This window comes from Shimia sp. (assembly GCF_041624275.1).
Taxonomy (GTDB): domain Bacteria; phylum Pseudomonadota; class Alphaproteobacteria; order Rhodobacterales; family Rhodobacteraceae; genus Shimia.
Genome location: NZ_JBFJVE010000091.1, coordinates 1 through 11,651, shown reverse-complemented (window position 1 = coordinate 11,651; position 11,651 = coordinate 1). Strand labels below are relative to the sequence as shown.

General features: G+C 66.6%; 8 protein-coding genes. 2 read left to right on the top strand and 6 right to left on the bottom strand.

What is annotated here, in order from left to right; genetic code table 11:
- A partial coding sequence (locus tag ABZD10_RS08805; protein ID WP_372885876.1) for an efflux RND transporter permease subunit occupies positions 1-3,111 on the top strand: 3,111 nt, incomplete at its 5' end.
- Between the two features lie 11 nt (positions 3,112-3,122).
- Here the strand turns inward: ABZD10_RS08805 and ABZD10_RS08800 are convergent.
- Positions 3,123-4,946 carry an ABC transporter ATP-binding protein/permease gene (locus ABZD10_RS08800; protein WP_372885874.1) on the bottom strand — a complete coding sequence of 608 codons (1,824 nt, stop codon included), beginning with the start codon at positions 4,944-4,946 and terminating at the stop codon, positions 3,123-3,125.
- A gap of 88 nt (positions 4,947-5,034) precedes the next feature.
- Positions 5,035-6,666: a LysM peptidoglycan-binding domain-containing protein gene (locus tag ABZD10_RS08795; RefSeq protein ID WP_372885873.1), complete on the bottom strand. Its 1,632-nt coding sequence runs from the start codon at positions 6,664-6,666 to the stop codon at positions 5,035-5,037.
- 98 nt (positions 6,667-6,764) lie between these two features.
- On the opposite strand from ABZD10_RS08795, the gene ABZD10_RS08790 reads away from it, so the two are divergent.
- A complete protein-coding gene (locus ABZD10_RS08790; protein WP_372885871.1) occupies positions 6,765-7,331 on the top strand; it encodes a TIGR00730 family Rossman fold protein in 567 nt (188 codons plus the stop codon).
- Here the strand turns inward: ABZD10_RS08790 and rarD are convergent.
- The 4 genes from rarD to ABZD10_RS08770 all read right to left on the bottom strand — a co-directional run.
- Complete coding sequence (gene rarD / locus ABZD10_RS08785) at positions 7,259-8,170, bottom strand: EamA family transporter RarD (RefSeq protein ID WP_372885870.1); 912 nt, start codon at positions 8,168-8,170, stop codon at positions 7,259-7,261. The genes ABZD10_RS08790 and rarD overlap by 73 nt on opposite strands.
- A gap of 226 nt (positions 8,171-8,396) precedes the next feature.
- Positions 8,397-8,996, bottom strand: coding sequence for a superoxide dismutase (locus ABZD10_RS08780; RefSeq protein WP_372885868.1), 600 nt, complete (start codon positions 8,994-8,996; stop codon positions 8,397-8,399).
- A 296-nt stretch (positions 8,997-9,292) separates the two neighbouring features.
- Entirely contained in the window at positions 9,293-9,862 is a 570-nt protein-coding gene (locus tag ABZD10_RS08775; protein ID WP_372885867.1) for a sarcosine oxidase subunit gamma, read from the bottom strand.
- Positions 9,855-11,651, bottom strand: a 1,797-nt coding sequence (locus tag ABZD10_RS08770) for a glycine cleavage T C-terminal barrel domain-containing protein (RefSeq protein WP_372885866.1), incomplete at its 5' end; no start/stop codon positions are given. The genes ABZD10_RS08770 and ABZD10_RS08775, both read right to left, overlap by 8 nt.

Here is an 11,651-nt window from a genome sequence, read left to right as displayed (position 1 = left end):
GCCTCGGAAAACCACGCCGGAATGCTGCTCGAGTTCCATTTCGGCTGGGACAAGCAGGCGACCCTGGCCGAAGTCCGCGACAGGGTCGACCAGGCCAAGGCCGAGTTCCCCGCCGACGCCGAGACCGCGACCATCAACGAGATCAACCTCTCGCAGTTCCCGATCCTGGTGGTCTCGCTCTCCGGCGGCGTGCCGGAACGCACCCTGCTCCGGCTCGCCAAGGACCTGCAACGCGCCATCGAGAGCCTGCCGCCGGTGCTCGAGGCCGAACTGACCGGCCACCGCGACGAGATGGTCGAGGTGCTGATCGATCCGCTCAAGCTCGAATCCTACAACGTCACCGCCCAGGACCTGCTGACCGTCTTCGACCGCAACAACCAGCTGATCCCGGCCGGCTCGGTGGAAAGCGCCACCGCCGCCTTCTCGGTCTCGGTGCCGGGATCCTTCGAGACCCTCGAGGACGTGCAGAATCTGCCGGTGAAGGTGAACGGCGACCGGGTGGTGCGCCTCGGCGATGTGACCGACATCCGCCGCACCTTCGAGGACGCCGAGGGCCGGGCCCGCTTCAACGGCGACAAATCGATCTCGCTCCAGGTCAAGAAGCGCATCGGCGAGAACATCATCGAGACCGTCCGGTCGGTGCGCGCCGCCGTGGCCAGGGTGACCGCCGACTGGCCCGAGCCGCTGCGCAAGGCGGTCAATGTCGACCTGTCGATGGACGAGTCCTCGCGCGTGACCGACATGGTCAGCCAGCTCGAATCCAGCGTCATGACCGCCGTCATCCTGGTGATGATCGTGGTGCTCGCCGCGCTCGGATTCCGCTCGGCGATCCTGGTCGGCATCGCCATCCCCTGCTCGTTCCTGCTCTCCTTCGGGCTGATGGCGGCGCTGGGGATGAGCGTCAACAACATGACCATGTTCGGCCTGATCCTGGCCGTCGGCATGCTGGTCGACGGCGCCATCGTGGTGGTCGAATACGCCGACAAGCGGATCTCGGAAGGTGTCGGCCCGATGACCGCCTACGCGCAGGCGGCAAAGCGCATGTTCTGGCCGATCGCCTCCTCCACCGCGACCACGCTCTGCGCCTTCCTGCCGATGCTGTTCTGGCCCGGGATGCCGGGCCAGTTCATGGGCCAGCTTCCGGTCACGCTGATCTTCGTACTCACCGCCTCGCTGATCGTGGCGCTGATCTTCCTGCCGGTGCTGGGCGGCGTCGCCGGCCGCGTCAGCCGCTGGCTCGCGGGCGCCCGCGCCGCCATGCTCGGCCAGCCGCCGCCCGCCCCCCGGACGCCCCGGCCCTACCGCCGCCGCGCCTTCGGCCAGCTGGTCGGCGCCATCGTGCTGAACCCGCTCGGGCCGTTCCTGGCGCTCGGGGTCGCGCTCGCCGCGATCATCGGCGTCTTCAGCTATTACGGCGCCCACAACACCGGGGTCGAATTCTTCGTCAAGACCGACCCGGAGCGCGCCATCGTCTACGTCCGCGCCCGGGGCAACCTCAGCCTGGCCGAGCGCGACCGCATGGTTCGCGCCGTCGAGGCCGAGGTGATCGGCCTCAACGGCGTCGCCGCCGTCTTCGCCTTCTCCGGCGGCGGCGGCCTCGCGAACCGCAGCGGCCAGGAGGGCCCGCCCGACGCGGTCGGCCAGGTCCAGATCGAGCTCGCGCCCTGGTTCGAACGCGGCTCCGGCGACGCCGTCCTGGCCGAGGTCGAGCGCCGCATCACCGCGATCCCCGGCGTGCTGGCCGAGATCAAGCTGCAGTCCGACGGGCCCAAGCAGGGCAAGCCGGTCCAGCTCGAGATCCGCTCGAGCAGCTGGGCCGACCTCAACGCCGCCGCCCAGATCGCCCGGGCCCGCTTCGCCGCCACTCCCGGCCTGATCAACATCGACGACACCCGGCCGCTGCCCGGCATCGACTGGAAGATCGACGTCGACCGCGCCGCCGCCGGGCGCTTCGGCGCCGATGTCGCCACCATCGGGCCGCTGGTCCAGTCGGTAACCCGGGGCGCCATCCTCGACACCTACCGGCCCTCGGATGCCGACGAGGAGCTCGACATCCGCGTCCGCTTCCCGCCCCAGGACCGCCGCCTGTCGACACTGGACGACCTCAAGGTCACCACCACCAAGGGCCTGGTGCCGCTGTCGAACTTCATCACCCGCCACGCCGCCCCGAAGCTCGGCGAGATCAACCGCCGCGACGGCCAGCGCTATTTCCTGATCCGCGCCGGCGTCGACGAGCAGACCTCGGACGTCACCGTGATCGGCGAGCTCGAACAGTGGATCGCGCAGGAAAAGCCCTTCCCGGCCAGCGTCGCCGCCCGCTTCACCGGCGACCGCGAGGAACAGGCCGAGAGCCAGGCCTTTCTGAAAAGCGCCTTCGCCGGCGCGCTGGGGCTGATGTTCGTGATCCTGCTGGCCCAGTTCAACTCGGTCTACAACGCGGCGCTGGTGCTCAGCGCCGTGGTGATGTCGGTCGCCGGGGTGCTGATCGGCATGCTGGTGATGGACCAGGCGTTTTCGATCATCATGACCGGCACCGGCATCGTGGCGCTGGCCGGGATCGTGGTGAACAACAACATCGTGCTGATCGACACCTATCAGGAATATTCGCAGTACATGCCGCGCATCGAGGCCATCGTGCGCACCGCGCAGGCCCGCATCCGGCCGGTGCTGCTGACCACCATCACCACCATGGCCGGGCTGGCGCCGATGATGTTCGGACTCAGCCTCGACTTCGTCAACGGCGGCTATTCGATCGACTCGCCGACCTCGCTGTGGTGGAAACAGCTGGCCACGGCGGTGGTGTTCGGGCTTGGCATCGCCACCGTTCTGACGCTGGTCTTCACGCCCTCGATGCTGGCGTTGCGGGTCTGGTTCTCGACCTATGTCGGCTGGTTCTTCGGCCTGCTCAAGCGCCTGTCTCTGGGGCGCGGCAGCCGCGCCGCCCGCGACTGGCAGCTGCGCGCCGAGGCCCGCCGCGTCACCGCCCCGCTGCTGATCTGGCTCGACCCCGAGACCCCGACGACGAGCGATTCGACAACCGATGCGATCGCCGGCCACCCTTCGCCCGGCAGCCGCCCATCGGGCAAGAACGGGCTGCGCGCGGCCGAGTGATCGCGCGCGGCTCAGGCCGCCAGTTCATCTTCCGAAAGCTGGCGCTGCCAGAGCTGGGCATAGCGCCCGCCAAGATCAAGCAGCGCGGCATGGCTGCCCTCTTCGACGATCCGCCCCTGTTCCAGAACGATGATCCGGTCGGCCTCGGCGATGGTCGACAGGCGGTGGGCGATGGTGATCACCGTGCGCCCCTCGCCGGCCCGCGCCAGCGCGCCCTTGATCTCCTGCTCGGTCTCGGTGTCCAGCGCCGAGGTGGCCTCGTCCAAGAGCAGGATCGGCGGGTTCTTGAGCAGGGTGCGGGCGATGCCGACGCGCTGTTTCTCACCGCCCGACAGTTTCAGCCCGCGTTCGCCGACGGCGGTGTCATAGCCCTCGGGAAGCGAGACGATGAAATCGTGGATCTGCGCCGCCCGCGCGGCGGCCTCGATCTCCTCCATGCTGGCGCCGTCGCGGCCATAGGCGATGTTGTAGCGGATGGTGTCGTTGAACAGCACCGTGTCCTGCGGCACCACGCCGATGGCATCGTGCAGGCTGGTCTGGGTCACCTCGCGCACGTCCTGACCGTCGATCTTCAGCGCCCCGCCGTTGACGTCGTAAAAGCGGAACAGCAGCCGCCCGATGGTCGATTTTCCCGACCCCGAGGCGCCGACGATGGCGACATTGTGCCCGGCCGGCACGCTCAGGCTGACGCCCTGCAGGATCGGGCGTTGCGGGTCATAGCCGAAATGCACGTCTTCAAGTGCGATGGCGCCGCCCTCGACCGCAAGATCCGGCGCGCCGGGCCGGTCCGAAACCTCGGCCGGCTGTTCCAGCAGATCGAACATCTCGCCCATGTCCACAAGGCTCTGGCGGATCTCGCGATAGACCGTGCCGAGAAAGTTCAGCGGCAGGGTGATCTGCATCATATAGGCGTTGACCATGACGAAATCGCCGACGGTCAGGGCGCCGTTCTGAACCCCGATGGCGGCCATCACCATGACGATGATCAGGCCGGTGGTGATCAGGAAGGACTGGCCGAAATTCAGCGCCGCCAGCGAATAGGAGGTCTTCAGCGCGGCCCGTTCATAGCCCGCCATCGCCAGGTCATAGCGCGCCGCCTCGCGGGCCTCGGCGCCGAAGTATTTCACGGTCTCGAAGTTGAGCAGGCTGTCGATCGCCTTCTGGTTGGCATCGGTGTCCTGGTCGTTCATCTCGCGGCGCAGCTTGACCCGCCATTCGGTGACCTTGAAGGTGAACCAGACATAGGCGGCAATGGTCACTGCGACCACCGCCAGGTACCAGAAATCAAAGAGGAAAAACAGGATCGCGGCGATCAGCAGCAACTCGAGGATCAGCGGCCCGATCGAGAACAGCAGGAAGCGCAGCAGGAACTCCACCCCCTTGACGCCGCGTTCGATGATGCGGCTCAGCCCGCCGGTCTTGCGGGTGATGTGATAGCGCATCGACAGGCGGTGGATATGGTGGAAGGTCTCCAGCGCCAGCTGGCGCAGGGCACGCTGGGCGACGCGGGCGAAGATCGCATCGCGCAGCTGCTGAAAGCCGTTGCTCATCAGCCGCGCCATACCATAGGCCACGGTGATCCCCACCGCCCCCAGCGCCAGAGGCGGCACGCCCTCGCCGGCCAGCGTGTCGACGGCGGCCTTGTACATGACCGGGGTGACCACGGCGACCAGCTTGGCCGCCACCAGCGCCAGCATCGCCAGCACCACGCGGTATTTCACCCAGACCTGCCCCTCGGGCCAGAGATAGGGCGCGACCTTGCGAATGGTCCGCCAGCCCGAGCGCTGTTCGTTACGTGCCAGTTCCTCTGCCGAGGCAGTGCGCCATTTCGTCATGCTTCCATCCTGTTCCCGGGCACAGAGTTAAGCATGGTCGGGCCGAAACACCAGAGGGTCTGCGAAGTTTTGGGCGCACCCTGCCGGATCACTCGCCCGGCAGGGTGAAGACCTGGCCGGGATAGATCAGGTCCGGGTCGCGGATGCGGTCGCGGTTGGCCTCGAAGACGCGGACATACTGGATGCCTTCGCCATAGCGGTCGGTGGCGATCGCCCAGAGGGTCGAGCCGGGCTGAACGGTCACTACGCGGGCCGGCGGGCGCGGCACTGGTGTGCTGTCGGTCGCGCTGTCGGTTGCGCTGTCGGTATCCGCCGAAGCCGTCACCTGCGGGGCCGGCGCGGCTGACGTTGCAGACGGCGTTTCGGCTTCCGTCACAGTGGCGGTCACAGTGGCGATTTCGGTGGCGATTTCGGTGGCGATTTCGGTGGCGGTTTCGGTGGCAGTTTCGGTGGCGGTTTCGGGCAAGGCTTGGGTGGCCGGCTCGGGCGCGGCTTGGGGTGCCGCTGCGTCCGCCTCTTCCGATGCCCGGTCCTGCGGCGCCGGGGCCGATGCCGGGGCCGTTTCGGCCGAGGGTTCCGGGCTCTGCACCTCGGCAAGCAGGGTCTCGCGGGCCTCGCGTTTGAACGGGGTCTCAACGCGCGAGGTCACCTTGCCGGCCGGGTTCACCTCGTCGATGCGCAGCGTGTAGATGCCGCTGGCCACATCCGGCAGCCTGCTGCGCCAGCTCCCGTCCGCCGCGATCGGCGCGGTGGTGATCGCGGCATTGTCGAGATAGATCCGCACGAACCCCTCGCGGCCCGACCGCCCCGAAAGCATGACATCGCCTTCGGGCGTATAGCTGATCGCGTCCAGCGTCACCACCGAGGCCACCTCGGGGGCGCTGTCGCCCGGCGCCTGCAACACGGTGACGCCGGCGCTGTCGGCCATCAGCACGGTCGGCGCCGTGGCCGGTTCTGCGGCGCTGGCCACCGCTTCGGTTTGGGCGGCACCGTCCGCGCTGTCTTCATCGACGGCCATTCCTGCGGTCGCAGCTTGGTCCTCGGCACTGGCCGCTTCCGTGTCGGTCTGAGCCACGGCGACGGGGGTTTTCGCGCTGCTGTCCGCCGCTGTCGGTTCCGGCTGATCGTCACCGGCGACGATGGTCGCTTCCGTTCCCGGCGCGCCTTCGGCCGGGCTGTCGCCGGTCGCGGCCTCGGCCAGCAATTCGGCGGCCGGTGTCGGCGCGATGATCACCGTTGCATCAGAGGCAAGCTCGACCGTGCCGCCACGCTGGAGCAGGCTCATCACGCGCGGCGCGTCGCTGGGCGGAATATCGAGAAAGGCAACGAATTTCCCCGCCCCGTCGATGGTGGTGGTCGCGATCTCCTGCCCGTCGAGCAGGATCGCCAGCACCGCCCCGGCAGCGCCGCTGCCGGCGACCAGCGTGCGGCCGTCGGGTTCGATGCGCACGATGTCGAAACCCGGTCCGACCGGCGCCGGCTGCGCGCTGTCGGGCGTCGCTCCGGGGTCGGCGGCGGGGTCGGCGGCGGGGTCGGCAGCCGGGGCCACGGTCGGCGCTTCGGCCTGTTGCGGCGCGGCGGCGTCCGGCGGCGGCGCCGGCTCTGGTTCAGAGCCGCGAAACAGCCCGGTGGCCAAGGCGACGACTATGGCGATGACAACAACGGCCCCGCCCCCTATGACGACAGCGTTCCCACCCAGGAAGGACGCAGATTTGCTCATGGCAGCTTTTCCCCATTTCCGCCGGTCTTAACGGTTGAGAGACCATATCAACACCGCTAACACTGGTCAAAAGCGCTTTGAAGATATTGGGGAAATCCATGCCACAGCCATCAATCTGTGTCTTTTGCGGCTCACGTTCGGGACAAAACCCCGCCTATGACGCGGCGGCCCGGCAACTGGGGGCGCTGATGGCGGCGCGGGGCTGGCGGCTGGTCTATGGCGCCGGCGATGTCGGGCTGATGGGCGCGGTGGCCAACGCAACCCAGGATCAGGGGGGCGACACCTTCGGCGTGATCCCCGATCACCTGGTCAAATGGGAGGTCGGCAAGACCGACCTGACCCGCTACGTGGTGACCGAGAACATGCATGAACGCAAGAAGGTCATGTTCATGAATTCCGACGCCATCGTGGTGCTGCCCGGCGGCGCCGGGTCGCTGGACGAGTTCTTCGAGGTGCTGACATGGCGCCAGCTGGGGCTGCATGACAAGCCGATCTATCTGGTCAGCATCGAGGCCTATTGGGCGCCGCTGATGGCGCTGGTCCGGCATGTGATCGACCAGGGGTTCGCCGATGACTCGCTTTTGGACTTCGTTCAGGTGGTCGGCGACGTGGAGACGCTTGAGGCGGCCCTGGTGGCGGATTTCTCGCGCCGCCACGAGGCATAGCTGTAGACGATCAGCGCGACCCAGATGACCGGGAAACTGACGGCGTGCCAGAACCCCAGCGGCTCGCCAAGCAGCACCACGGCGCAGAAGAACTGCAGGCTGGGATTGAGATACTGCAACACCCCCACCGTCGACAGCGACACCCGCCGCGCGGCATAGGAAAACAGGATCAGCGGCGTTGCCGTCAGCACCCCGGCGAACAGCAACAGGGCGGCGTCGCGGCCGCTGTTGCCCAGCACCCCGGTGCTCTGGGTATCCGTCAGGATCACCGCCAGCGCCAGCGGCGCGATCAGCAGCACCTCGGCAGTGACCGAGACCACCGGCCCGACATCAAGACGTTTCTTGAGGATGCCATAGGCACCGAAACTGGCGGCCAGCACCAGCGCGATCCAGGGCGGCACCCCCAGACCCAGCGTCAGCAGGGTCACGGCGCAGGCGGCCAGCGCCACGGCGAGCCATTGCAGCGGCGCGAGGCTTTCGGCGAACAGCAGCCGCCCGGCCAGCACCGCGACCAGCGGGAACAGGAAATAGCCGAGGCTGGCCTCGGTCGCCTGACCGCTGCCCACCGCCCAGATGAAGACGAACCAGTTGAGCGAGATCATCAGCGAGGCACAGAAGATCAACACCGCGTCGCGCGGCGAACCGAGGGCGGCCCGCACATGCGACAGGCGGCGCTGAACGGCCAGAACCGCCACAAAGGTCACCGCCGACCAGAAGCTGCGATGCGCCAGCACCTCGAGCGGCGGCAGATGCGCCAGAAGCTTCCAGTAGAGCGCCGCAAAGCCCCAGATCGTGCAGGCCATGACCATGGCCAGAATGCCTTTTTGCGTATCGCTCATGGGAATGCTCCGAATGCCACCCGCAAGTGATGACGCGGGTGATCGTCAAATACAAGTGCCGGGCCTGCACGGCCGGGCAATCCGCCGCTCTGCGACCTGCGGCATCACCCGAGAAACACAGGTTAAGCCATTGATATGAGATTATTTACGGCTCAGTTGAAATATCCGAAAAACAAAAAACCCCGCGCCAAATGCACGGGGTTTTCCGAAATCCTGCGGTCTGCGATCACATCCGCGAAGCGACGTTTTCCCAGTTGACCAGCTTGTCGAGGAAGTTCGACAGATAGGCCGGGCGCTTGTTGCGGAAGTCGATGTAATAAGAGTGTTCCCACACGTCGCAGCCCAGCAGCGCGGTCTGCCCGAAGCACAGCGGGTTGACACCGTTCTCGGTCTTGGTGACCGCCAGCGATCCGTCGGCGTTCTTCACCAGCCAGCACCAGCCCGAACCGAACTGTCCGGCGCCCGCCGCCGAGAACTGCGATTTGAATTCGTCAACCGACCCGAAATTCTCGACCAGCGCCTTTTCCAGCTCGCCCGGCATCGCGCTTGCGCCCGGACCCATCATTTCCCAGAACTGGTTGTGGTTCCACAGCTGCGAAATGTTGTTGAAAATACCGTTCTGGGCGACGGCATTGGCGTCATAGGTGCCGGTGATGATCTCTTCCAGCGACTTGCCTTCCCATTCGGTGCCGGCGATGGCCGCATTGCCGTTGGTCACATAGGCGTTGTGGTGCAGATCGTGGTGATATTCCAGCGTTTCGGCAGACATGCCGAGATCGGCCAGCGCGTCATGTGCATAGGGAAGATCGGGAAGTTCAAAAGCCATGGTCGGGCCCCTTTCTTGTTTTTCTGTTCGAGCGTTCTCTGCCCCCAGAGATGGGGCCAGCCCACCGCCGAGGTCAAGAGCAAACCGCCAAAAACACGCCATTTATTGTCTTGGCAACCATGATCTGCGTCATTGCTTTGCACCCTTGCCGCCGGCTGCCGAAACGCGCAGGCCCCGCCCCCCGGCGATCGCAAAAAAATGCGCCGCGGACAGGTCCGGCGGCGCGAAAGGGGGATTGGGGAGGAAAAGGGGCCGGCGACCTCGGGGGTGGGTCGCCGGTCGTGGTTATTGGGCGTTCAGGCGAGGAAACCGACCTTGCCGCCGGGCTGTGCCGAGGCCTTGAGGACATCGAACACGTATTGCGCCACCGAGCGGAAGCAGACCAGTTCGAAACTGCCGTCCGCGTTCATCCAGAAGGCCGCCGCCACCTGGGCAATGCGCGAGCGGCGGAAATCATCGGCGCCGAAAGCCTCGGGCGAAAGATCCACCGGCGCGACCTTGGCCAGCACTTCGCGCGCCGCCTCGCCGTCGATGCGGAACGCGGCACGGGCATCCGAGACCACGACCGCCAGCGCGTGTTCCCCGGCCAGCTTGTCGTTCAGCACCGCCAGAATCTCGGCCGAGCCCGCATAGTCGCAAAGAATCAGCAGCTCGTCCGGCGACATCCAGGCGGCATCGCCGGTGGTCCCGCGCGCGATCCGGCGCTGCCCCGGCACCTCGGCGCCGATGGCGGCCTTGACGGCGGCCTTGAGCGGCCCCGAAGCCAGGTCACCGCGCAGCGTGATCATGCCGCGCAGACCGGTCTCGGACACCGAGGCAAAGCCGGTGAAAGTGGCGTTTTCGAGGGCGCTTACCGCATCAGACATTCTGCTTCTCCCCTTCCTTGTCATAGAACACCGGATCGACGATCTCGGCCTTGACGGTGCTGCCGTCGACCTTGTTGAACTCGATCACCTCGCCCATGCGGTCGGGGCCATTGTGCACCAGCCCCATGGCGATGCCGCAGTCGAGCGTCGGCGAGTAATAGGTCGAGGTCACACGGCCCTGGGTATTGCGCTGGCCGTTGGCATTGCTGCCCTCGGCAATCGCATAGGAGCCATCCGGGATCACCGATCCGTCGAGGGTCTTGAGGCCCACCAGCTTCCAGCGGTTGGGGTCGGTCATATGGGCGCGCTGCTGGGCGCGCTTGCCAAGAAAGTCTTCCTTCTTCTTGGAGATCGCCCAGTTGAGCCCGAGATCCTGCGGAATGATGGTGCCGTCGGTCTCGTCGCCGATCATGATAAAGCCCTTTTCGGCCCGCATCACGTGCAGCGCTTCGGTGCCGTAAGGCATGATGCCAAACTCTTCCCCCGCCGCCATCAGCGCATCCCAGAAGGCGCGGCCCTGGCTGGCCGGCACGGCGATCTCGTAAGACAGCTCGCCCGAGAAGGAGATCCGGTAGGCGCGGGCATCGAAATTGCCGATCTTGCCGTCCTTCCACTCCATGAAGGCCAGGCCCTCTTTCGAGACATCCATGTCTCCGCCAAGCTTTTCGATCACCTTGCGGGCATTGGGGCCCACCACGGCGATCTGGGCATATTGCTCGGTCACATTGGCGGTAAAGACTTTCCAGTCCCACCATTCGCATTGCAGCCAGTCTTCCATCCAGCCATGGATGCGCTCGGCGCCGCCGGTGGTGGTGTGGCACAGGAAGGTGTCTTCGTCGATGCGCGCCACCACGCCGTCATCGCTGAGGAAACCGTTCTCGTTACACATCAGACCATAGCGGCATTTGCCCGGCTTCAGGTTGGACATCATGTTGGTGTAGAGCATGTCGAGGAACCTGCCCGCATCCGGGCCCTTGACGATGATCTTGCCCAGGGTCGAGGCATCGAGCAGGCCGACGCTGGCGCGGGTCTGCCGGATTTCGCGGCTGACCGCCTCGGCGTGGCTTTCGCCCCTGCGCGGGAAGCAATAGGGGCGGCGCCACTGACCGACGGGCTCGAAGAACGCCTTCTGGTCTTCGTGATAGCCATGGATCGGCGTGCGGCGCAGCGGCTGGAACACCGCGTCACGGGCTTCGCCGGCGATGGCACCGAAAGAGATCGGCGTATAGGGCGGGCGGAAGGTGGTGGTGCCCACCGCCGGGATCGGCGCGTTCAGCTGCCCGGCCAGGGTTGCCAGGCCGTTGATATTGCTGAGTTTGCCCTGATCGGTGGCCATGCCAAGCGTGGTGTAGCGCTTGGTGTGCTCGACGCTTTCATAGCCTTCCTGCGCCGCGAGGCGCACGTCCGAGACCTTGACGTCGTTCTGATAGTCGAGCCAGGCCTTGATGCGCAGCTTGGGGCCGGCGCCCTGCGGCATCAGCCAGACCGGCAGCATCGGCGCTTCGGGGCTTGCGGTGACGTTGACGGGGGCGTTGGCACCGGTTTCGAAACCGGCGGCGCTTGCGGCCTGCGCACCGGCGGCGGCGGCGTCGGACACGACGCCATTCAGGTCCAGAGGCCCGCTGGCGGCGCCGGCGGTGACCACAAAGCCCGCGCCATTCTGGTTGGTGGGGGCGCGCGCCGGATCGGGGCGGAAATGCGCCTGGGTCTCGTCCCAGGTCCGCTTGCCGCCGCAATGCGACCACAGGTGCACCACCGGCGACCAGCCACCCGACATGGCCACCGCGTC